This is a genomic window from Pseudoalteromonas luteoviolacea (assembly GCF_021654285.1).
Taxonomy (GTDB): domain Bacteria; phylum Pseudomonadota; class Gammaproteobacteria; order Enterobacterales; family Alteromonadaceae; genus Pseudoalteromonas; species Pseudoalteromonas luteoviolacea_J.
The window spans coordinates 75,475-99,033 of sequence record NZ_JAKFZS010000005.1 but is presented as its reverse complement, the minus strand read 5'-3'; the positions used below and the strand labels follow the sequence as shown (position 1 = coordinate 99,033).

Annotated in this window: 21 protein-coding genes; 9 read left to right on the top strand and 12 right to left on the bottom strand. The window is 43.4% G+C overall.

Going from position 1 to position 23,559, the window contains the following annotated elements; translation table 11 throughout:
* Positions 1–3: 3 nt before the first annotated feature.
* From L1077_RS05875 to rsmD, 10 genes are all read right to left on the bottom strand, one after another.
* On the bottom strand, positions 4–834 hold the full coding sequence (locus L1077_RS05875) for a class I SAM-dependent methyltransferase (RefSeq protein ID WP_237135985.1): 831 nt from the start codon (positions 832–834) through the stop codon (positions 4–6).
* Between the two features lie 101 nt (positions 835–935).
* Positions 936–2,522 (bottom strand): bifunctional phosphoribosylaminoimidazolecarboxamide formyltransferase/IMP cyclohydrolase, encoded by a 1,587-nt coding sequence (gene purH, locus L1077_RS05870; RefSeq protein WP_237135984.1) that lies wholly within the window; start codon positions 2,520–2,522, stop codon positions 936–938.
* A 252-nt stretch (positions 2,523–2,774) separates the two neighbouring features.
* On the bottom strand, positions 2,775–3,065 hold the full coding sequence (fis, locus tag L1077_RS05865; protein ID WP_010374122.1) for a DNA-binding transcriptional regulator Fis: 291 nt from the start codon (positions 3,063–3,065) through the stop codon (positions 2,775–2,777).
* Between the two features lie 15 nt (positions 3,066–3,080).
* Entirely contained in the window at positions 3,081–4,052 is a 972-nt protein-coding gene (gene dusB, locus L1077_RS05860) for a tRNA dihydrouridine synthase DusB (protein WP_237135983.1), read from the bottom strand.
* Between the two features lie 279 nt (positions 4,053–4,331).
* Complete coding sequence (gene prmA / locus L1077_RS05855) at positions 4,332–5,207, bottom strand: 50S ribosomal protein L11 methyltransferase (protein ID WP_237135982.1); 876 nt, start codon at positions 5,205–5,207, stop codon at positions 4,332–4,334.
* A gap of 178 nt (positions 5,208–5,385) precedes the next feature.
* Positions 5,386–7,227, bottom strand: a complete 1,842-nt coding sequence (rpoD, locus tag L1077_RS05850; protein ID WP_237135981.1) for an RNA polymerase sigma factor RpoD — start codon at positions 7,225–7,227, stop codon at positions 5,386–5,388.
* 103 nt (positions 7,228–7,330) lie between these two features.
* The gene (gene dnaG / locus L1077_RS05845; RefSeq protein ID WP_237135980.1) at positions 7,331–9,088 is read right to left on the bottom strand and encodes a DNA primase; all 1,758 of its coding nucleotides are present in this window, start codon (positions 9,086–9,088) and stop codon (positions 7,331–7,333) included.
* A gap of 76 nt (positions 9,089–9,164) precedes the next feature.
* On the bottom strand, positions 9,165–9,611 hold the full coding sequence (locus tag L1077_RS05840) for a GatB/YqeY domain-containing protein (protein ID WP_063361530.1): 447 nt from the start codon (positions 9,609–9,611) through the stop codon (positions 9,165–9,167).
* Between the two features lie 21 nt (positions 9,612–9,632).
* On the bottom strand, positions 9,633–9,848 hold the full coding sequence (gene rpsU, locus L1077_RS05835) for a 30S ribosomal protein S21 (RefSeq protein ID WP_010362466.1): 216 nt from the start codon (positions 9,846–9,848) through the stop codon (positions 9,633–9,635).
* A gap of 173 nt (positions 9,849–10,021) precedes the next feature.
* Positions 10,022–10,609 (bottom strand): 16S rRNA (guanine(966)-N(2))-methyltransferase RsmD, encoded by a 588-nt coding sequence (gene rsmD, locus L1077_RS05830; protein ID WP_237135979.1) that lies wholly within the window; start codon positions 10,607–10,609, stop codon positions 10,022–10,024.
* Positions 10,610–10,896: 287 nt separating this feature from the next.
* Between rsmD and ftsY the strand changes: the two genes are divergently transcribed.
* From ftsY to L1077_RS05795, 7 genes are all read left to right on the top strand, one after another.
* Positions 10,897–13,122: a signal recognition particle-docking protein FtsY gene (ftsY, locus tag L1077_RS05825; RefSeq protein WP_237135978.1), complete on the top strand. Its 2,226-nt coding sequence runs from the start codon at positions 10,897–10,899 to the stop codon at positions 13,120–13,122.
* A gap of 75 nt (positions 13,123–13,197) precedes the next feature.
* A complete protein-coding gene (gene ftsE / locus L1077_RS05820) occupies positions 13,198–13,902 on the top strand; it encodes a cell division ATP-binding protein FtsE (protein WP_237135977.1) in 705 nt (234 codons plus the stop codon).
* A complete protein-coding gene (ftsX, locus tag L1077_RS05815; RefSeq protein WP_237135976.1) occupies positions 13,899–14,885 on the top strand; it encodes a permease-like cell division protein FtsX in 987 nt (328 codons plus the stop codon). The genes ftsE and ftsX overlap by 4 nt, the downstream gene beginning before the upstream one ends.
* Positions 14,886–15,116: 231 nt before the next feature.
* Complete coding sequence (gene rpoH / locus L1077_RS05810) at positions 15,117–15,980, top strand: RNA polymerase sigma factor RpoH (RefSeq protein ID WP_039608340.1); 864 nt, start codon at positions 15,117–15,119, stop codon at positions 15,978–15,980.
* Between the two features lie 134 nt (positions 15,981–16,114).
* Positions 16,115–16,825, top strand: coding sequence for a 1-acylglycerol-3-phosphate O-acyltransferase (locus L1077_RS05805; protein ID WP_237135975.1), 711 nt, complete (start codon positions 16,115–16,117; stop codon positions 16,823–16,825).
* On the top strand, positions 16,825–17,160 hold the full coding sequence (gene rraB, locus L1077_RS05800) for a ribonuclease E inhibitor RraB (RefSeq protein WP_237135974.1): 336 nt from the start codon (positions 16,825–16,827) through the stop codon (positions 17,158–17,160). The genes L1077_RS05805 and rraB overlap by 1 nt, the downstream gene beginning before the upstream one ends.
* Before the next feature lie 152 nt (positions 17,161–17,312).
* Positions 17,313–18,590 (top strand): HD-GYP domain-containing protein, encoded by a 1,278-nt coding sequence (locus tag L1077_RS05795; protein WP_237135973.1) that lies wholly within the window; start codon positions 17,313–17,315, stop codon positions 18,588–18,590.
* On the opposite strand, the gene L1077_RS05790 is transcribed toward L1077_RS05795, so the two are convergent.
* Entirely contained in the window at positions 18,550–18,873 is a 324-nt protein-coding gene (locus L1077_RS05790; protein WP_063363164.1) for a hypothetical protein, read from the bottom strand. The two genes, L1077_RS05795 and L1077_RS05790, sit on opposite strands and share 41 nt — an antisense overlap.
* Positions 18,874–19,128: 255 nt before the next feature.
* On the opposite strand from L1077_RS05790, the gene L1077_RS05785 reads away from it, so the two are divergent.
* Positions 19,129–20,394 carry an outer membrane protein transport protein gene (locus tag L1077_RS05785; protein ID WP_237135972.1) on the top strand — a complete coding sequence of 422 codons (1,266 nt, stop codon included), beginning with the start codon at positions 19,129–19,131 and terminating at the stop codon, positions 20,392–20,394.
* Between the two features lie 48 nt (positions 20,395–20,442).
* Here the strand turns inward: L1077_RS05785 and mutS are convergent, their stop codons facing one another.
* Positions 20,443–23,025 (bottom strand): DNA mismatch repair protein MutS, encoded by a 2,583-nt coding sequence (mutS, locus tag L1077_RS05780; RefSeq protein WP_237135971.1) that lies wholly within the window; start codon positions 23,023–23,025, stop codon positions 20,443–20,445.
* Between the two features lie 22 nt (positions 23,026–23,047).
* Here mutS and L1077_RS05775 point away from each other — a divergent pair, with 22 nt between their 5' ends.
* Positions 23,048–23,539 (top strand): CinA family protein, encoded by a 492-nt coding sequence (locus tag L1077_RS05775; RefSeq protein WP_237135970.1) that lies wholly within the window; start codon positions 23,048–23,050, stop codon positions 23,537–23,539.
* The last annotated feature ends 20 nt before the right edge of the window (positions 23,540–23,559 follow it).

The window sequence follows — 23,559 nt, the reverse complement described above, 5'->3', positions numbered from 1 at the left end:
CTATTAAATCTTTTTAAACTTTAAAGTCATACGGTCGCTTTCCCCAATCGCCTTGTACTGCGCTGACTTTTCGTCACCTAGCGCAAGTCTTGGCGGCAGTGACCACACACCACGCGGGTGGTTTGCACTGTCTAATGGGTTAGCGTTGATTTCACTACTTGCTACCAATTCAAAGCCTGCTTTTTTTGCCATTTCGATGACATAGCTTTGCTTCATATAACCTGAACGCTTCTGATCTTCAGTATCGCGGTGCTCTGGCAAACGGTGCTCAACTACGCCTAAAATACCACCTGGCTTAAGTGCTGTATGGAATGCTTTGAAAGACTTAAGCACGCCTTCATCACCTGGACGCATGTACCAGTTATGAACATTACGGAAGGTTAATACCATATCTGCAGATCCCGCAGGTGCGATATCATGATGCGTTAATGCTGAAAACTCAGTCATTTTAATTTCGCTGTAACGTGTGTCACTTGAAATTTTGTCGTTAAACGCAGCTAAAGATCTTTTGTAATATTCAACGTCAGAATCTGCTGGAAAGTGTGCTGCATACAAAGTGCCTTGGCCTTTTACTGTTGGCGCTAGGATTTCAGTATACCAACCGCCACCAGGTGCGATTTCAACAACGGTCATATTTGGTTTTAGACCAAAAAACTCCAATGTCTGGACTGGATTACGGTATTTATCACGGGCACGATTACTCTCTGCGCGTTCGCTGCTTTGCACCGCTTTGGCAATGCTTGCATTTGAGCTGCTAGAGCCTGTTGTGCTGCTACACCCTGCGATTGCAGTGACGATACCTGCTGTGATTAATGCTTTAATACCTAGTTTCATTATTCAGTTCCTTCAAGGTTATTGTGATTGTCTTTTGGTCAGAATACTTGAATTTGGTGCAAACAAAAAGCGCGAAACGTTAAACGTTTCGCGCTAATCGATTAGTGACGGAAATGGCGCATTCCGGTAAAGACCATTGCCATGCCTGCTTCATCAGCAGCAGCAATGACTTCTTCATCGCGCATTGAGCCACCTGGCTGAATAACCGCTGTGATACCAGCTTCAGCGGCTGCATCGATACCGTCACGGAACGGGAAGAATGCATCAGAGGCCATGACAGAGCCTTTAACTTCAAGGTTTTCGTCTGCAGCTTTGATACCTGCGATTTTCGCTGAGTATACGCGGCTCATTTGGCCTGCGCCTACACCAATAGTCATGCCATCACGAGCATACACAATCGCATTTGATTTAACGAACTTAGCAACTTTCCAGCAGAACAATAGATCTTTTAGCTCTTGTTCAGTAGGCTGGCGCTTAGAGACAACCGTTAAGTCGCCAAGTGTGACCATACCTTGGTCGCGGTCTTGGATAAGCACGCCACCATTTACGCGCTTGATATCAACGCCAGTAGATTTCGCTTCCCACTGACCACACTCTAGAAGACGTACGTTTTTCTTTTCAGAGACAATGTCAGCAGCTTCTGCTGAAATGCTTGGTGCAATGATGACTTCCACAAATTGACGTTCAATGATGGCTTTTGCCGTTTCAACATCCAGTTCGCGGTTGAAAGCAATGATGCCACCAAACGCAGAAGTTGGGTCCGTTTTAAACGCTCTGTCATAAGCACTTAAAATATCTTTGTCTTCTGCCACACCACACGGGTTTGCATGTTTGACGATAACACATGCCGGTGCTTCAAAGCTTTTCACACACTCAAGGGCTGCATCTGTATCAGCGATATTGTTGTATGAAAGTGCTTTACCTTGTAATTGCTTCGCAGTTGCAACAGAGGCTTCTTCAATGTTGTTTTCTACATAAAAAGCGGCGTCTTGGTGTGAGTTTTCACCATAGCGCATATCTTGCTTTTTCGTAAACTGCATATTAATTGTGCGTGGGAACTTAGTTTCTTCCGCCGCTTCTTCGGTGTAATCAGCGACAAGCTTACCAAAGTAGTTTGCGATCATGCCGTCATATTGTGCTGTGTGCTCATAGGCTGCAATTGCAAGATCAAAACGTGTTTTATACGTTGTTGAACCATCGTTGTCTTTAATCTCTGCAAGTACGCGGTCATAGTCACTGGCATTAACTACAATGGTGACGTCTTTGTGGTTTTTAGCCGCTGCGCGAACCATAGTTGGGCCACCGATGTCGATATTTTCAATCGCATCTTCTAGGCTGCAGTCAGCTTTTGCAACAGTTTGTGCAAAGGGGTATAAGTTAACTACAACCATATCAATAGCAGAGATGTTGTTGTCTGCCATAACGTTTTCATCTTGGCCACGACGCCCCAAGATCCCACCGTGTACTTTCGGGTGGAGAGTTTTCACGCGACCATCCATGATCTCTGGGTGGCCTGTGTAGTCAGATACTTCCGTTACCTGAATGCCGTTGTCGGCTAGGAGTTTACAAGTACCGCCTGTAGAAAGAAGTTCAACGCCTGACTCAGCAAGAGCACGGGCAAACTCAACGATACCAGTTTTATCTGACACGCTTAAAAGTGCGCGACGAATAGGACGATGTATATCCATGATGGTTTTGATTTCCTCAATGATTAGTTAAGGGCTAGCTTAGAAAGGCTGTATTTTAGCTCAACTAGGATGAGAAAACGATGGAAATGATGTTAACGAGATTGAGAAATACTGAACTTTATGCGCCAATTTGGCTTTTAGAGGACATTATGCCTTAATTTGTGTGTTTAGATGGGGTAGGTGATTGGTTATTGAGAAAGTGAAGGTGGATGAAAACGTCCTAAAAAAGGACGCTTTCAAAATCAGTACAGATTAGTTCATGCCGTACTTTTTAAGCTTCTTACGAAGAGTACCACGGTTGATACCTAGTAAGATCGCAGCGCGAGTCTGGTTGCCGCGTGTGTACGTCATTACTTCTTCTAGTAAAGGTGCTTCAAGCTCTGATAATACTAGCTCATATACATCTTGCACGTCTTGACCATTTAACTGCTTTAAGTAGTGGTGGACAGCTTTTTTAACTGCATCGCGTAGTGGTTGCGGTTTCTCTTGTGACTGAACATGAGCGTTAGTGATAAAAGGAGAAGTCACATTTTGTTCAAACATCTTTATGTCTCTTTCTTAGTTAGCTGCTAGTGTTTCAAAATAGTTTTCTAATGCCTCGATTTGCGCCTCTGGCTCCTCAAGTGCATTGAATACTCGCCTAAATTGACCTTCTTGGTCGTGGGACTGCAAATACCAAGATACATGTTTGCGTGCGATGCGCGCACCCATTGGTTCACCGTAAAACTGATGAAGGTTCACAAGGTGTTCCATCAAAATACCACGCACTTCAGAAACCTCAGGTGCTGGTAAGTGTTTTCCAGTTCGCAAATAATAGTCTATCTCTCGGAAAATCCAAGGACGACCTTGGGCGGCTCGACCAATCATGATGGCATCTGCGCCCGTATAATCCAAAACCTGCTTGGCTTTCTCTGGTGATGTAATGTCACCATTCGCCACAACAGGAATAGAAACCGATTGCTTTATCGCTTTGATAGTGTCGTATTCTGCGTCACCTTTATACATGCATGCACGCGTTCTCCCGTGCACAGCCAGTGATGCAATACGATTGCGCTCGGCTATTTTCGCAATTTCAACACCATTACGGTTGTCAGGATCCCATCCTGTCCGGATTTTTAAGGTAACAGGTACATCTACCGCGCCAACCACAGCTTGTACTATTTCCTCAACCAAATCCGGGTACTGCAAAAGTGCAGAACCTGCGAGTTTCTTGTTCACTTTTTTGGCTGGGCAACCCATATTAATATCTATGATTTGCGCGCCATTTTTGACATTGAATTGTGCAGCTTGTGCCATAAGTTCAGGATCAGCTCCTGCAATTTGCACTGAACGTATACCTGATTCACCAGAGTGATCCATGCGGTTCATTGATTTATCAGTTTTCCAAACCTTTGGATTTGATGACAACATTTCTGAAACCGCCAGCCCTGCACCAAGGCGTCGACATAACTGTCGAAATGGTCGGTCGGTTATACCAGCCATTGGAGCTACGATTACATTGTTATCAAGTTGGTAAGGACCAATACGCACTACTATTCATCTGCCTCATTTCAAGGGGCGCTAAGTTTACGGTTTTTTTCGCAAAAATCAAAGGCTATAAATTGAACATAAGTGTTTTTTTTTTGAACTTTTTGGGTTGACTTTTGGTAACAATATGAAGGACTGTATAAATTGCTGTAATTTTGGTCAAAAAATTTTTATAAGGTAGGTTTGGGCTTGATTATCGAGCTGTAAAAAAAGCGTAAAGCCTGTTAAGTACAGGCTTTACGCGTAATAGAATACTAACTCAGAAGATAGTCGTTACACTTGTTATGGTTTTGTAATGCCGCTCACTCGTGTCCATTCGCCCTCTTGTTTTATTGCATCTAACTCAATATATGGTGCGTACACATCAGCAACAGATTGAGCTTGTTCTTCTAAGATCCCAGACATGGCAATTGCACCCTGCGGTTTTAAGAATCCAAGGATTATTTCATGCAATTCTCTAAGTGGTTGAGCGAGGATATTTGCAACAACGATATCGGCTTTAAACTCAGGTTGATTCTCAGGTAAGTAAACCTCTAGTTGATCAGCAACACCATTACGCTCTGCATTATCTCTGCTTGCGACAAGTGCCTGCGGGTCGATATCGATACCGATCACGCGTTCTGCACCGAGTTTAATTGCTGCAATGCCTAAAATACCCGAGCCACAGCCAAAGTCGACCACGGTTTTACCGCTTAAGTCTTGTGCTTCTAACCATTGCAAGCATAGTGAAGTGGTAGCATGTGTGCCTGTGCCAAATGCAAGACCAGGATCCAACAGTACGTTCACTGCATCCGGATCTGGGATATCGCGCCAACTTGGACAGATCCACAAACGCTCACCAAACTTAATCGGGTGGAAGTTATCCATCCATTCTCTTTCCCAGTCTTTGTCTTCCAACTGTTCGACTTTGTATTTAGGCGCCTCAGGCATCTGCTCGGTGAGGTAATCAACAACTGATTGCATATCATGGGTTGCTTCAAATAGGCCTATCACGGTTGTCTCTGGCCACAAAATGACTTCGCCTGGCTTAGGTTCATATACAGGCGTGTTTTGGCCATCAATAAATGTCACTGAAGGACAGCCAATATCCATTAATAAATCACTGATCAGGTCGGCTGTTTCTTTGTTAGCATCAATGCGGATTTGGATCCAAGCCATAATATTGTTCCTATTAAATATCTTTTTGTCTTCATTGCGCGATAAATGACACATCAGCTTAGAGTGGCTACAACTGTTGCTGACTGTGATCACCTACTTGATTATGTATACAATCCGCACATATTTAATTTCAAATAAAAAGGCCGCATGATGCGGCCTTTTTTGGTATTTTTTACTCTTAGCCTTTAACGTCTAAGAAACTCTTCAGTAGATCAGAGCGAGAAGGGTGACGTAGTTTACGCAGTGCCTTCGCTTCAATCTGACGTATACGTTCACGTGTTACGTCAAACTGCTTACCAACTTCTTCTAGTGTATGGTCCGTATTCATATCGATACCAAAACGCATACGTAGTACTTTTGCTTCTCTGGCTGTTAGGCCTGCAAGGACTTCGTTGGTTGCACCGCGCAAGCTTTCCATGGTTGCTGAGTCAATCGGAGATTCAATCGTTGTATCTTCGATGAAATCACCAAGATGTGAATCTTCATCATCACCGATTGGCGTCTCCATAGAGATTGGCTCTTTAGCAATTTTAAGCACCTTGCGGATCTTGTCTTCAGGCATCATCATGCGCTCAGCCAACTCTTCGGGGCTAGGTTCACGACCCATCTCCTGTAGCATCTGACGAGAAATACGATTAAGTTTATTAATCGTTTCAATCATATGTACTGGAATACGGATTGTTCTAGCTTGGTCAGCAATTGAACGTGTGATCGCTTGTCGGATCCACCAAGTTGCATAAGTTGAGAACTTATAACCACGGCGATATTCGAATTTATCAACCGCTTTCATTAGACCAATGTTACCTTCTTGGATCAGATCCAAGAACTGTAGACCACGGTTGGTATATTTTTTAGCGATTGAAATTACAAGACGTAAGTTTGCTTCAACCATTTCTTTTTTCGCACGGCGTGCTTTTGCTTCACCGATGCTCATACGACGGTTGATGTCTTTAATGCGCTCTACACTTAAGCCAGTGCTTTCTTCAATTGCTTTGAGTTTGTTAATACAACGCTCTATTTCAGGCTTAACTTCGCGAAGTTTGTCTGAATGTTTGTCACCAGAAGCGATTTCAGCGTCGATCCAAGCAACGTCTGTTTCATTGTTAGCAAAATGCTTAACGAATGTTTTCTTTGGTAATTTTGCAATTTGAACAGCTTGCTTCATGATGATACGTTCTTGAACACGTACTTTATCCATCATTTCACGCATGTTATTTACCATGCGGTCAAACTGCTTAGGAACTAGTTTGAACTTGCGGAACAACTCACCAATTTCTTTGATTGCGGCTTGTGCATCAGGATGACTGCGGCCTTTTACTTCAAAACATTTGCGTGCATTGGTATATAGGGTACGAAGCTCTTCGAAGTGTTCACGAGCAACTTCAGGATCTGGGCCTGACTCGCCTTCTTCAGAATCGTCGTCCTCATCGCCATCATCGTCTTCATCATCTAAGTCTTCGTCACTTAGTTCTGAACCAATGTGCGTTGCAGAGATAGTCGCTTCATCGTCTTCTAATGAGTCGAAGAAACCAGTGACGATGTCACTTAAACGCATCTCTTCGGCTTCGTATTTGTCCCACTGTTCTAGCAAATACGTGATTGCTTCAGGGTATTCAGCAACAGAAATCTGTACCTGATTAATACCTTCTTCAATACGTTTTGCAATAAGAATCTCGCCTTCCCGAGTAAGTAGCTCAACGGTGCCCATTTCACGCATATACATGCGCACTGGATCTGTTGTTCTGCCAATTTCTTTTTCTACCGTTGCTAGCGCAGCTGCTGCTGCTTCTGCCGCATCCTCGTCGGTGGTTGTTTCTTGCATCATCAACTCATCGGCATCTGGGGCAGCTTCAGAAACCTGAATACCCATATCATTGATCATGCTAATGATATCTTCGACTTGATCCGAATCTATGATGTCTTGTGGAAGGTGATCGTTAACTTCTGCAAAAGTTAAGTAACCTTGCTCTTTACCTTTCTGAATCAGAAGTTTGAGTTGTGACTGAGGAGATTGATCCATAGAGATTATTGCTTCCACTCTGATAAAGTTTATACAACGGGCGCCAGCTAAAAACAGCGTTATTTTGGTTGACGCAGTGAATAGAACATTATAACACCAAAAATTAATTTTGACCAGTTCTACGAGAGCCTAAAGCTTGTGTTAATAACGCACATTCCAGTCGTTCGTCGCTATTTAAGCCCTCTGTTTTGTCCTTAATAAGTAAGGTCTCTAAGCGCAGATTTAAACACTGGTCTTCAATAAACTTGAAAGTATGTTTAAATTCTTCTTCTAAAGCCTCTTCATGTATATTGTGTTGCCAAGTTGCGAGCTTTTTTAAAGGCTCATAATCTTGTGTGTCTCTAAAGGACTCTAAGATATGTGCGGTGGTGTATTGTGCGTTTTCTAAGCATGTATACTGCAACCTTAAAAATAGCGCCATGCCGGGTAATTGCATGTGAGCGAGATCGGGCAGATAGTCAACACAGTGAGCTAACTGTGGATGCTGTAACAATAGGCCTATTGCGCGGCGCATTGGGGTGACTTTAAATTTTCTTTCTATATTATGCTGTTTTTTCGGTGTTGATAGCTTTGCCGTCAACTGCTCTCGAGTTCTGCCTATGAGTCTTGCCAATGTCGTCAGTAGAGATTCTTGATAAAATTCGCTGGGGATTTTATTGATCAGTGGCACAGCTTCCGCCAATAACTTTGCTTTTCCTGCATCGGTGGTGAGATCACACTGTTCAGAAAGTCGGCTGAATAGTACTTTACTGTACTCATCTGCCGTAGCAAGCCTTTCTTCAAAGCGCTCTTTACCCTCTTTTTGTACCAAAGAGTCAGGATCTTCACCGTCCGGTAAAAATACAAATCCGAGTGATTTACCATCTTTAAGATTTGGTAATGCATGTTCCAGTGCACGCCAAGCAGCATCGCGACCGGCTCGGTCTCCATCATAGCAACAAATCACCTTATCTGTATTTCGAAACAGGGTTTGCATATGCTCTAGTGTGGTTGCGGTACCCAGTGCTGCGACGGCATAATCAATGCCATACTCAGATAAGGCAACGACATCCATATAGCCTTCAACAATCAGCACTTGCTCTAATTTTTTATGTGCCTGCTTTGCTTCGTAAAAACCATAGAGTTCAAAGCTTTTGTGGAAAATGCGTGTTTCCGGGGAATTTAAATACTTTGGACCTTGATCTTGACCCATCACGCGACCACCAAAGGCGATAACCCGTCCGCGTTTGTCGCGAATAGGGAACATTAATCGATCACGGAAAAAGTCAAATTGCCTACCAGGTGTTTTTTCACTGGCAAGTTTTAATTCTACTAATTGTTGCTTTTGTGCTGGGTTTCGAGCAAGTTTACCAAGTAATGCGTCCCATTCAGGTGGAGCATACCCAATTTGAAATTTACTGACTGTTTGCTCTGACAGTCCACGCCCTTTTACATAAGCCTGTACTTGTGCAGCATTATTATGAGTATTTAACTGCTGTTGGTAAAAACGTGCGGTATGCATCATTAAGTCATAATCTGACTTTTTTTCTTCAAAGCTTCGTTGCGGACCACCTAGACCTTGTTCTCTTGGGATCTCAAGATTAAACATACCGGCAAGCTCTTCAATGGCGTCAACAAACTCAAGTTTGTCATATTCCATTAAAAAAGAGATGGCATTACCGTTGGCACCACAACCGAAGCAATGATAGAACTGTTTATCTCTAGAAACTGTAAAAGAAGGAGACTTTTCATTGTGAAAAGGGCAGCAGGCTTGATAATCTTTTCCTGCTTTTTTTAGACCAACACGGCCATCAATAAGCTCGACGATGTCAGTTCTTGCTAATAAATCATCGATAAACTGTCTTGGAATTTTGCCAGCCATAGTTTTCCTAACGCTTATACGAAGAAACCGAGCGCAAGGCTCGGTTTACTAATTTCATACATTTGTATGTGGGTAGTTATGCGCTTAATCTTTGCTTAATTAAACCAGAGATTTTGCCCATGTCAGCGCGACCTTCAGCTTGTGCCTTAATCACACCCATTACTTTACCCATGTCTTGCATACCAGCTGCGCCTGTGTCAGCGATAGCAGCATCGATCATCTCAAGAACTTCTTCCTCAGATAAAGGCTGAGGTAAGAAAGACTCAAGTACTGATATTTCACCAGCCTCGATCTGTGCTAAGTCTTCTCTTCCTGCATCAGTATACTGAGTGAAAGAGTCTTTACGCTGTTTAACCAGTTTAACCAACACTGAGGTGATACCAGCATCGTCTAGCGTTGTCTGGTTATCAATTTCACGTTGCTTGACTTCAGCTAGAGCTGCTCTGATTGCCGTAAGACGTGGTTTGTCTTTGGCTTTCATTGCTTCCTTTTGGGCGTCTTTTAGCGTCGCTAATAAGCTCATATGTACAAGACCAAATGTTAATTAGTATAGTTTAACGCGACGTGCGTTTTCACGAGAAAGCTTTTTCATGTGACGCTTTACTGCTGCTGCTTTCTTACGCTTACGCTCTGCAGTTGGCTTTTCATAGTGCTCGCGACGACGAACTTCAGAAAGGATACCTGCTTTTTCACATGAACGCTTGAAACGACGAAGTGCTACGTCAAACGGTTCGTTTTCTCTTACTTTAATTACTGGCATTAAAAATTCACCTACCTAAATAATGAGCTTGGCTCAAATTGACCGATAAATGGTCAATTGGTTCAAAAATGGTGCGGTATTGTAAGCCGAAGCGAGACCGCGTGTAAAGATCAAATTATAGCGGATCTGAATAATTGTGTCATGCGTTAATCTCGGTGTGCTTTTTATACGCTTTATGCCGGGCCTCGATTAAAAAGCATGCAAATCACTTGGCCTGCCTTTTTCTCTTTTAACAACTGCCAGTTAGCAGGAAAATTTGGCTGTGCTTCTTTTTCAAATTCAACATAAATTAATGAATCATCATGAAGCCATCCTGCACTTTCAAGTAGTTCACAGCAAGGAAAAAGTAAGTCTTTTCTAAATGGGGGATCTAGATAAACAATGTCAAAAGTGTGTTGTTCATCATTATTACGCAAGTAATCTAGTGCACTTGTATTTATCACTCGTGCATTATCGAGCGCGAGTGTGTGTATATTTTGTGTAATTTGCGTCGCAGCTGTTTTATCTAATTCTATGAATGTTGCATGCTTAGCAAAACGAGATAATGACTCTAGTCCCAAGCTACCGGAGCCGGCAAAGCAATCTAATACATTGGCGTCTCGTGTATCAGCCATCAGCCAATTAAATACTGTTTCTTTTACACGATCAGTTGTCGGCCTGAGGCCTTCAACATCTTTTACTGGTAGCTTACGACCTTTAAATTTACCACTGATAATTCGAATATGACCGTCAGTTCGGGCTTGAGGCTTTCTTTTTTTCATATATTTTCGCTATCGAGTATGTTGCACTCGATTATAAATTTTTCATCTACTTGGAACATGATACACTAAGCGCATATTATGGCGTTAACTTAGTGATTATAACAATTATCACAAAGTCTTTTGTGTGATTATTAAGGTCTTTGTACTAACCCCAAAGTTTTAGCATGCACAGCTCAATGACGATGCGCGCGATCGCAACGTGGGAAGCTTTGCGCTTAATGGTGGTGATCATAGATACGGTTATGGCTACTAAATCACAATACAAACTTTAATGGTATTAGTTGGTTATGGGAAAGAAAAACAAATTTTTATCTTGGTTGGGGTTTGGTAAATCCGACAAAGAACAGGCAGAACGTGAGGAAGCAGAGCGTTTAGCCAAAGAACAGGCAGAACGTGAAGAAGCAGCGCGTCTAGCTAAAGAACAGGCAGAACGTGAAGAAGCAGAGCGTCTAGCCAAAGAACAGGCAGAACGTGAAGAAGCAGAGCGTCTAGCCAAAGAGCAAGCAGAACGCGAAGAGGCAGAGCGTCTAGCTAAAGAACAGGCAGCACGTGAAGAAGCAGCGCGTCTAGCCAAAGAACAGGCAGAACGTGAAGAAGCAGCGCGTCTAGCCAAAGAACAGGCAGAACGTGAAGAAGCAGAGCGTCTAGCCAAAGAGCAAGCAGAACGCGAAGAGGCAGAGCGTCTAGCTAAAGAACAGGCAGAACGTGAAGAAGCAGAGCGTCTAGCTAAAGAACAGGCAGAACGTGAAGAAGCAGCGCGTCTAGCTAAAGAACAGGCAGAACGTGAAGAAGCAGAGCGTCTAGCCAAAGAACAGGCAGAACGTGAAGAAGCTGAGCGTCTGGCTAAAGACCAAGCTGCAAGTGAAGAAGCAGCGCGTTTAGCCAATGAACAGGCCGAGCGTGAAGAAGCAGCGCGTCTAGCCAAAGAGCAAGCAGAACGCGAAGAGGCAGAGCGTCTAGCCAAAGAGCAAGCAGAACGTGAAGAAGCGGAACGCTTAGCCAAAGAGCAAGCTGATCGTGAAGAAGCAGAGCGTTTAGCAAAAGAGCAAGTAGAGCGTGAAGAAGCAGAGCGTCTAGCCAAAGAGCAGGCAGAGCGTGAAGAAGCGGAACGCTTAGCCAAAGAGCAAGCAGCACGTGAAGAAGCAGAGCGTTTAGCAAAAGAACAAGCAGAGCGCGAAGAAGCAGAGCGTCTAGCCAAAGAGCAGGCTGAACGTGAAGAAGCAGAGCGTGTAGCCAAAGAGCAAGCAGCACGTGAAGAAGCAGAGCGTCTAGCCAAAGAGCAGGCTGAACGTGAAGAAGCAGAGCGTTTAGCCAAAGAGCAAGCAGCACGTGAAGAAGCTGAGCGCCTAGCTAAAGAGCAAGCAGCACGTGAAGAAGCAGAGCGTTTAGCTAAAGAACAGGCTGAGCGTGAAGAAGCAGAGCGCCTAGCTAAAGAACAGGCTGAGCGTGAAGAAGTAGAGCGCCTAGCTAAAGAACAGGCAGCACGTGAAGAAGCAGAGCGCCTAGCCAAAGAGCAGGCAGAGCGTGAAGAAGCTGAGCGTTTAGCTAAAGAGCAAGCTGAAGCCGAAAAACCAAAGAAAAAGGGCTTTTTTGCACGTTTAAAGCAAGGGCTTCTTAAAACGAAAGAAAACATCGGCTCAGGCTTCGCGTCTATTTTCCGTGGAAAGAAAATTGACGACGAATTATTTGAAGAGCTTGAAACCCAGTTATTGACCGCTGATCTAGGTGTTGAAACCACCATGAAGCTGATTGATAACCTAACAGACGCCGCTGACCGTAAGCAGCTGAAAGATGGTGATGCACTTTATGAATTGATGAAAAGCGAAATGGCTGAGATCTTAAAAGATGCCGAGCAGCCGCTTGAGATCAATACAGGTAAAAAGCCATATGTGATCCTAATGGTTGGTGTTAATGGCGTAGGTAAAACGACCACAATCGGTAAAATGGCTAAGCAGTTCCAGTCACAAGGTAAATCAGTGATGCTTGCTGCGGGTGACACTTTCAGAGCTGCCGCAGTTGAGCAGTTGCAAGTATGGGGTGAACGTAATGAGATCCCAGTTGTTGCGCAGCACACTGGTGCTGATAGTGCGTCAGTTGTGTTTGATGCATTTCAGGCTGCGCAAGCTCGTAATGTAGACGTATTGATTGCTGATACGGCGGGTCGCTTGCAAAACAAAGATAACTTAATGCAAGAGCTTGAAAAAATTGCCAGAGTAATGAAAAAGCTTGACCCAGATGCTCCACATGAAGTGATGCTGACGATTGATGCGGGTACGGGTCAAAATGCCATTAGTCAAGTTAAACTATTTGACCAAGCAGTTGGCTTAACTGGTATCACGCTAACTAAACTAGATGGTACTGCAAAAGGTGGTGTCATTTTCGCCGTTGCTGATCAATTTAAAATTCCAATTCGCTATATCGGTGTTGGTGAAGGTATAGATGACTTGAGAACGTTCAAGAGCGATGATTTTATCGAGGCGCTATTTAGCCAAGATGATGAACAGAAAAGTTAAAAGCAAAAAAGCGCCCGATTAATCGAGGCGCTTTTTCTCTATAAGGATAGTACATACGCATTTTGTAGGTCGTATATGATTAAATTCGAACAAGTAAGCAAAACTTACCCCGGAGGTCACAGAGCGCTCGAGAAAGTGAGCTTTGAGCTTGGCAAAGGTGAGCTCGCATTTTTAACTGGTCACAGTGGCGCAGGTAAAAGCACCTTGTTAAAGCTGATCAGTTTGATGGAGCGTCCGTCAGCAGGTAGGGTATCTATCAACGATGTTGACCTAAATAGTATCTCGAATCGACAAGTGCCTTTTGTTCGTCGAGACATTGGCATTATTTTCCAGAACCACCGGTTACTTGAGCGTTATAACGTATTTGACAATGTTGCTTTACCCCTCGTCATTGAAGGTACACACCGTAAACACATCACAAAGCGCGTGCATGCTGCGCTAGATAAAGTCGGTTTACTGGACAAAATAAAGTGTCAGCCGAGTACATTATCTGGCGGTGAGCAGCAACGCGTCGGTATTGCCAGAGCAATTGTTAATTCTCCGCCCTTATTATTGGCAGATGAACCAACTGGTAACTTAGACCCTGAATTATCAATGGAGATTTTAACCTTGTTTGAGGATTTTAATCGTCATGGTACATCGGTTTTGATTGCGACCCATGATTTAGGGCTGATCGCGCGTATGAAATATCGTAGCTTAACCTTGGATCATGGCCGGATGCTTCAAGACCCGTTGGCTGTAGACCCTTTAAAAGGTGATTTTCTAGGAGATCCGCTATGAGTTTACTCTTTAAAGGCCGAGGCAATCAGGTTAATAGTCAGGACAAGTCGCTTTTTTTAAAACTGTACTTCTTTGTTTTGACGATTTTTCGTCATGGTGTTCATAGTTTAGGTGAAATGTGGCGCACACCAATGGCCTCTATCATGACAATATTGGTACTCGGTTTGAGCTTGACGTTACCAACTACATTATATGTGGTTGTTAAGAACGTCCAAAAAGTCAGTAGTGGCTTTCAAGAAGCGGCGGAGATCTCTTTATTTGTTAAAGAAGGGTTCAGTGAACAAGAAACGCAAACTTTAGTAAAACGCTTGGCACTCTATCCTGAAGTTGACTCAGTGAGCTTTATTTCTCAATCCCAAGCGTTAGAAGAGTTCAAGCAAGTTTCGGGATTTGGCCAAGCGCTAGATTACTTAGAAGAGAATCCTCTCCCAAGCGTGGTCTTGGTAACACCGACTAAACGCCATCGCGGTGCTGAAAGCGCACAAGTCTTACTTGAGAAGTTAGAGAGTGAGCGTGAAGTGGAGTTTGGTAAGCTTGATATTGAGTGGTTAGAGCGGCTAAATGCTTTACTAGGACTACTGAAAGAGAGTGTTTTTACCGTTGGGCTGTTACTCCTTAGCGCAGTGGTATTGATTATTGGTAACACCATTCGTTTGTCCATTATGGATAAAAAAGAAGAGATCCAAGTTTTGAAACTCGTTGGCGCGACGAATACATTTATTCATACTCCATTCTTATGGACTGGGATTTGGTATGGTATTGTTGGCGGGTTCGTGGCCTTTATCTGTGTTGTTTTGATGTTGTGGTGGCTAGAGTCCGCTGTGTCACTGGTGGTGGGCGTTTATCAGAGTAGCTTTGTATTAGAGGGGCTAAACGTATCAGAACTATTTTCCTTACTCTTATTGGCCATTTCCCTTGGCTTTGTTGGCTCTTATCTGTCGGTGCAAAAGTACATTCGTGAAATTGAACCTGAAAAGGTTTAAATCCACTTTTAGCAGACTGTATTACTTGCAGTCTGCCACTCAGTTCTTTTAATGACAAACTCTGTTACATTTTACAGTTTAAAAATTACATTAAAATCAATACCTTGGTTGTTCATTTATTGTTAATAATAAAAAGCTTGATTTTTAGTCTTAAAAAGTAGTAGATTGCAGTTAGCACTCTAAGGGTTAGAGTGCTAACATACACAAAAGAATTTATCACTGAGGTGAAAAATGAGTAAAGACACATATGCAATGGCGTTAACAGTTGGACAGCAAAGTGCGAGTATCGAAGGATATTTGCAGGCTGTGAGCACGATCCCTATGCTTGACGCTGAAAAGGAACACAAGCTTGCTACACGTCTTCATGAAAATGGCGACCTAGATGCCGCAAAACAGCTCATTATGTCTCACCTCAGATTTGTAGCACATATTGCTAAAAGTTACTCAGGATACGGTTTACCGCAGGCGGATCTTATCCAAGAAGGCAACATTGGCCTAATGAAGGCAGTGAAGCGCTTTAACCCAACAGTTGGTGTGAGACTGGTGTCATTCGCAGTGCATTGGATTAAAGCTGAAATTCATGAGTACGTACTTAAAAACTGGCGTATAGTCAAAGTTGCGACAACAAAAGCACAACGCAAACTGTTTTTTAACCTGCGTAAGAATAAAAAGCGTCTTGGTTGGTTTAATCAAGAAGAGGTGAGCACTGTAGCTTCTGAGCTAGGTGTCAGTGAAAAAGAAGTCCGTGAAATGGAGTCGCGTATGAGCGGCCAAGATATGGGCTTCGATTTAGGGTCTGATGAAGATGAAGGGACGCAAAGCAGCAACTTTTCACCAGTTCAGTATCTCGCTGATTCAAACAGTGACATTGCTGAAGTAATTGAAGAAGAGCAGTATCAGCAGCAGGCACAGAATCGTTTGTTGGCGGCAATGAAGACGCTAGATGAGCGTTCTCAGGATATTGTTGCAGCGAGATGGTTAGCTGAAGACAAGGCTACACTGCAAGACTTAGCTGACAAATATAGCGTATCCGCAGAGCGAGTGCGCCAACTAGAGAAGTCAGCCATGAAGAAGCTGCAAGCAGCAATGAGCTAAGCGTTAACGCATTCAAGTTTTTTAAATACCGCTCCAGTTATGGGGCGGTATTTTTTTGTGTCATAAAAAATTGAGCTTACAAGTGTACGCTTATTTGATTATAATGCATCGATCAAGTTTTAGGAGCGCTGAGTTTGTTAGCTTTATTACGAATTTTGGCCATGGCCATATTTATTATCTTTAGTTGTATGTTTGGATTGGCACTGTGTATTGTAAGACCATTCCATCGTAACAATGTGCACGTTATCGCCTCTTGGTTTGGCTCTATGGCCAAGGTAATCGGTGTTGAGTTAGTGATAGAAAGAGCGCCAGAAGTGGCTGACGTTGGCCCTGCACTGTACGTCGCTAACCACCAGAATAACTATGACTTATTTACCTTGCCAGCTGTAGTACCGCAAAACACAGTGAGTATGGGTAAAAAAAGTCTTAAATGGATCCCATTTTTTGGCCAGCTTTATTGGCTATCAGGTAATATCTTAATTGACAGAGCAAATCGTTCAAAAGCTGTGGGTACGTTGGATAAAGCCGTGGAGAAGATCAAGCAAAAAGGCTTGTCACTGTGGATGTTTCCTGAAGGGACGCGCAGCTATGGACGTGGCCTTTTGCCATTTAAAACAGGTGCTTTTCACGCAGCTAAAAATGCTCAAGTGCCAATTATTCCAGTCTGCATGAGTTCAACGAAAGATAAAATCAAGCTAAATCGTTGGAATAACGGCAAAGTCTATATTTCGATGTTGGCACCGATTAAGTTATCAGATGATTGCTCGGCAAGAGAGCATGCAGTGCGCATTCATGCTAAGATGGCCGATGAAATCGCACAATTAGATAAAGGTGAGAAAAGCTGATGGAAAATTGGCAAGAGATCAGTGAAGACATTGTTGAGTCGCTTCTTGAAGATGGCTCTAATCCAGAAAAGCTTTATGAAGTTGAGCATCATTTTGTATGTGAGAACTTTGATAAGCTAGAAGAAGCCGCGCTAGCGGCATTTAAACTCGGTTATGATGTAGAAGAGCCTGCAGAGTTAGAGCTGGAAGATGGCGGAAAAATTTGGGGCTTTGATATTGTTGTTGAGGCTGAACTAAATGCGGAAGTCATTATGGAAGATGTCACAAAGCTAGTGACAATTGCACAGCAAACTGGCGTTGAGTACGATGGTTGGGGTACTTACTTCCAAGACTAATTCACTCAGTTTGTGAGCCCGCAGAAAGAAATGGACTTCTCTCTACCCTTATTTTCTAATCCTTTATTCTTGTATTTTTATCTTATAGTAGACAATTTTGTCGTAACTATGCATATTATTGCGTTTGATTAAAAAAGCTTCTCCTAGGAACCATGCACGCAACAATTCCCATTAGTGAACTTGTACCAGGTATGTTTGTGGACAGTGTTCATAAATTAAAATCTGATGCAGATATTAAATTAAAGTCACGAGGGATGGTGCGTAATTCGGCGATTATTACTCAGCTAGAGGCTGACGGTGTACTTGAGCTCAATATAGACATCAAGCAAAGCCAGGTGCCTGTGCCTGAGCGTTATATCAAGGCCGACGCTGCGAATACGCCTTTAAAGCCATCACAGGCAATGGATGAGATAAAAGCTGATGCTGTATCAGATATCGAAGCAGATGCAGAGCCTCAAGCGCTTCTCACCAACTCCGATGGCAATGCTCTGCCCACCGCAGAACTGTTTTCAGCAGCGTTAAATCAATTTGAAATGCAAAATAAGCGGTTGCAGCTGATCTATGGCAATATTTTGGGCGGAGAAGCGCTGCAAATGCATTTGGTGAATGACGTCAGCAAAGAGATTGTCTCCTCTGTAACGCAAAATAGTAACGTCATGGCTATTCTCACCCGCCTTAAAGACAAGCGCGGATTTAGTTGGCGGCATATGATCAACTGCACTATTTTGATGACCATCTTTGCCAAGTACCTTGGCTTGAAACCTCATGTGGTAGAGCAAATGGCCATGGCTGCCATGCTGCACGATATTGGTAGGAGCAAGGTCCCACAGAGTATTCAAGAAAAAGCAACGCCTCTGAGTGACAATGAAACACGTCACATGCAAAGACATGTTGCATACTCGGTTGCTATGGTTAAAGAAGAAAAAGGAATAACGCCTTTGATGATAGACATGATTGTTAATCATCATGAGCGCCTTGATGGCAGTGGCTTTCCTCGAGGTCTTACAGAAGACAAGCTCAGTAAAGCTGCGCGTGTTATGGCCATTGTTGATACCTATGCAACGCTAACATCGGATCAGCCTGGCATGAAAGCCATAGAGCCTGTGCATGCGCTGCGCTTTTTATTATCTAATAAAGACCAGTTTGATGCGGTATTGGTGCAAAAGTTTATCAAGTGTATTGGGATACATCCCGTTGGTACATTAGTAAAGCTGACCAATGATCGCTTGGGACTCGTGATGGCGGGTAACGAGGGCTCGCCGACCTCTCCAATTGTGCGTGTTTTTTATAATGTGAAACACATGCATCAAATCACACTGAAAGATGTGGATCTGAGCGCGACAAACGACATTAAAATTGTGTCGAATGTTAGGCCGATTGATTATCAGATTAATTTATCCCGTCTGTTGCAAGAGAACTTGCTTGTTTAGCCTGCTTGCAACGCTTTAGTTTTTGTACTTTGGCTGAAAGTAGCGCGCCTGCAAGGCAGCTCGACATCAATACAATCCAAAGTAAGGTACCTCTTTCGCTATGCAATGCAAAGCAGCAGCAAGCGAGAGCAAACAAGGCTGCAATAATTGCACCTAGCCAATAGTGATTGACTGGATTGTCACATTGCCCTGCACGCTGGCAGGCACAGTAATTTGCTTTACAAAGGCAGTACACGCTGACGCCTGAAAACAGCAGCGCTGCCATAATCAATAACACCATCATGATTATTCTCCTCACTTGAATGGCAAAGAGTATATGTGAAACTCTCACTTGGTTCAATGATATTGAGAATTAGTCTCATTTATAATTGTGTGCTAAATGTTTAAATTCTGGTCTGACTTGTCACTAAAAGTAATTAAAAGCTTTTATTTTACGCAATTGGTGAGTTAAAAGTGTCAAAGTTGAAGATTTTTAATTCAGATTTCTGTAGTGTGTCGAGCCATTAATTTTATTGCAGTTAGAAATTAAGAGGCAAGAATGAACAGAATTATGGTTGCACTGATAGGTGCAGGTGCAATGATCACATCAACGCATAGTTTAGCCGCTGCATTTCAGTTAGCTGAGCAAAATGTATCAGGTTTAGGCAGAGCATACGCGGGTGAGGCCAGTGTCGCAGACGACGCATCAGTGGTTTCTCGCAATCCAGGATTGATGAATAAATTAGATGGTACGCAAATAAGTGTCTCTACGATGTATGTTAAACCGGATGTGAGTTTACAGGGCACAAGCACGAATAATGGTGTGCCAGCATCTGCGTTGGATAACAGCAGCATTGCGCCAAGTGCGGTTGTACCAAGCGCGTTTATCACGACTAATATCAATGACAAGTGGTCTGTTGGTGGTGGCATGTACTCTCAATTTGGCTTGGCAACAGAATTTGAAGATGACTATGTTGCAGGCCAAATTGCGGGTGAAACTGAAATTGTGACTATCAATACTGGTATTGCAGCGTCCTATCAAGTTAATGCGCAGTGGAGCATTGCGTTGGGACTAAACCATGTTTATGCTGACGCGAAAATCCTTAGAAACTTAGGTATAAATACGCTGGGTGTGCCCAGTGAGACCGAAGTCGTGAATTTAGAAGGTGATGATACTGGCTTTGGCTGGAATGTTGGCGCTGTGTTTAACATTGACGAAGACAATCGTTTTGGTTTTCACTACCGCAGTGAAACAGACATCACATTTAAAGGCACTTTCAGTAACCAGCTACCAGCAGTGGCGCCTTTCAATGGTACAGGTGGACAGGCTTTACCTGGTAGCGTTGCAATAACATTACCCGCAATTGCTGAAGTATCTGGCTCTCATAAGTTAGACAAACAAACTGCGCTACATTACAGCATTTTATGGACTGGCTGGAATAGCTTCCAAACGCTAGCGGCCAATGTTGAAAATGTTGGCACTGTGTTCACAAAGGACGAAAACTTCAGTAACTCGTTACGTTACTCAATTGGCGCTGATCACCAGTGGAGCGAAGTACTTAAGTTACGTGTCGGTTTTGCGTATGATGAGTCGCCAGCGGATGAAAACCATATGTCTATTTCTATCCCAGATACAGACCGCATTTGGTACTCATTTGGTGCAGAATACCAGTTAACGGCAAATTCAAGTTTAGATGTTGGCGTGAGTATCATTAGAGGTAAAACGCAGCGCTTTATTGAAAAAGATAATTTTGGTAGCGAGTGGGGCTTTAAGTCAAAAGGCCATGCTTCAGTATTTGGTTTGCAATATAACCATACACTTTAACGCTCTACCCAATGTAAGAAAAAGGGCTGCAATGATGCAGCCCTTTTTTTATAGCTTGTCTTTTAGCTGATAAAGCAAAGCATGTGCTTGCTTTGGTGTCAGCTCATCTGGGTCAATAGACTCTAACAGCTGCTCTACTTCAGAAGGTTCAGAATTGAGTACTAAACTTTGTTGTTGAGGTATTGTTGTTGGCTGAACACCATCCACGACACTTTGGTGTTGCTCAAGCAGTGTTAGTTTTTGTTTGGCTAACTTGATAACGGCTTTTGGCACACCAGCAAGGCCTGCTACTTGTAAACCAAAGCTTTTACTTGCCGCGCCATCAAGTACGGTATGTTTGAATGCTATCGTGTCATTATGCTCAACGGCATCGAGATGCACATTAACAAGACCAGATTGTTGCTCTGCTAGCTCAGTAAGCTCAAAGTAATGTGTTGCAAATAATGTTTTTGCAGAGATTTTATTTGCAAGGTAGTCAGCTGTGGCATATGCCAGTGATAGGCCATCGTATGTACTGGTGCCTCGGCCAATTTCATCCATTAATACCAAAGACTGCTCGGTTGCGTTGTTGAGTATGGTAGCGGTTTCAGTCATTTCAACCATGAAGGTTGAACGCCCTGAGGCAAGATCGTCGCTTGCACCAATACGAGTAAAGATCCTGTCAATTTGGCCAATGTGCGCATGGCTTGCAGGTACAAAGCTACCAATATGTGCCATTAATACAATCAGTGCGGTTTGGCGCATATAGGTTGATTTACCACCCATATTTGGACCTGTGATCAGCAACATTTTTCTGTCATTGCTCAAGTGTACAGGGTTTGCAATAAAGGGCTCACTGCTGACTTGTTCAACCACAGGGTGGCGACCAGCTTGAATATTGATTTCATCGCTTGAGGTGAGTTCTGGTTTACAGTAATCCAGTGTCTGTGCGCGCTCAGCTAATGTATTCAATACATCCAAATCAGCCAGTGCAGCAGCCATTGTTTGTAGCTGCTCTAGATAAGGAGCAATTAATTCAAATAATTGCTCATATAGCTGTTTCTCAAGTGCCAGTGCCTTGGATTGACTGCCTAGGACTTTGTCCTCGTGCTCTTTTAGCTCAGGTATAATGTAGCGTTCATTATTTTTAAGGGTTTGGCGTCTAATATACTCAGGTGGCGCTAGGTGCGCGTTGCCTTTACTGATCTCAATATAAAAACCATGTACCTTGTTGTAACCGATTTTTAAGGTGCTGATACCAGTTCGTTCTCGCTCACGTTCCTCAAGCTGTTCTAAGACGTCGGTTGCCCCTTCACTGAGTGCACGCCATTCATCTAATTCCGCATTGTAGCCTGTGGCAATTACGCCACCGTCTCTTATCAATACTGGTGGGTTATCAATGATTGCGCGCTCGAGTAAATCTTGTAAATGAGGTAGCTCAGGAGATTGCGCTTTGATCTGTTGGATGCGCGCATCATCACTCTCATTTAACAATTCATGTAGTGGCGGTAGTGCTTGTAATGCACTGCGAAGGCGCGTTAAATCTCGTGGTCTTGCATTACACAGCGCAAGTCTTGCAACGACACGCTCAATATCACCAATTTGACGCAGGGCATCATACAGTTCAATACCTAAATGCATATCGAGTATACTTGAGATGGCGTTTAGACGGGCATTCAACTCAACCCGGTCACGGACTGGGGTATGGATCCGGCGCTTAAGTAAACGTGACCCCATAGGCGTCGCTGTTTTATCGAGTACCTGTGCCAGGGTATTATCGATAGAGCCTGATAAATTGACTGTGAGCTCAAGGTTTTTGCGTGTTGCTGCATCTAAAATCACAGCGTGTTCATTTTTTTCTAAGGTAATGGCTCTGATATGCGGCAGTGCAGTGCGTTGTGTATCTTTGACATATTGCATGACACAACCTGCTGCAATTAATCCCGCAGAGGCCGCTTCGACACCAAATCCGATCAAGTCTTTGGTGCCAAATTGTTGGCAAAGTAGGTGTTTGGCGGTGTCTAAGTCAAACTCCCAATCTGGACGACGGCGACAGCCTTTGACTTGCTCAAGTACAATTAAATTTTGAAATGACTCGGGGTAAAGTAATTCAGCCGGCTGTAAGCGCTGTAACGTTGACATCAGCGCTTCGTCCGTTGCCAGCTCTACAACATTAAAGCGCCCAGAGTTGATATCTAAATAGGCAACGCCATATTTGTTTTTATCTTGCCACACTGCAGCAAGCAAGTTGTCTTGACGCTCTTGTAGTAGGGCTTCATCAGTGACGGTACCCGGTGTGACGATTCGCACAACCTTACGCTCAACCGGGCCTTTACTGGTTGCAGGGTCGCCAACTTGCTCACAGATCGCAACTGACTCACCCATTTGCACTAACCTTGCCAAATAATTCTCTACGGCATGATAGGGTACACCCGCCATTGGAATGGGGTTACCACCTGCTTTGCCGCGATGTGTTTGCGAAATGTCGAGTAACTGTGCAGCACGAATGGCATCATCGAAAAATAATTCGTAAAAATCACCCATACGGTAGAATAGCAGGATCTCTTGATGTTGGGCTTTGATCCTAAGATACTGCTGCATCATAGGTGTTTGTTGCTTTATAGTATGTTCAGAATAAAGATCTAATGACATGCTTCTACCTAAGGTTTTTTGTATGGAAATACACACTAAAATCGCCGCACTAGCGGCACAATTGGGCGCTATTCTAACGAATAAAAGCTTCGTGATCACTACCGCTGAGTCTTGTACTGGTGGTGGAATTAGTTATGCGCTCACAGATACGCCGGGAAGCTCTGCCTATATCGATCGTTGCTTTGTCACATACAGCAATGAGGCGAAGCATGAATTACTGGGCGTATCAGAGCAAACGCTTGCTCGATATGGCGCGGTCAGTGAGCAGACAGTCATTGAGATGGCCGCAGGAGCAAGAGCAGCTGGTAAAGCAGATATTGCGATATCGGTATCTGGCATTGCTGGGCCAAGTGGCGGCAGTAAAGAAAAACCTGTTGGTACTGTATGGTTTGCAATAGATATACAGGGGAATACACAGACATTTATGCAAGTATTTCCTGAAGGGCGAGCGGAAGTTAGATTGCAAGCTATTGAATTTATTTTGGAAAAAATAATTTCTTTAATAAAACAGTAAAAGGCTCTTGATACTGTAAT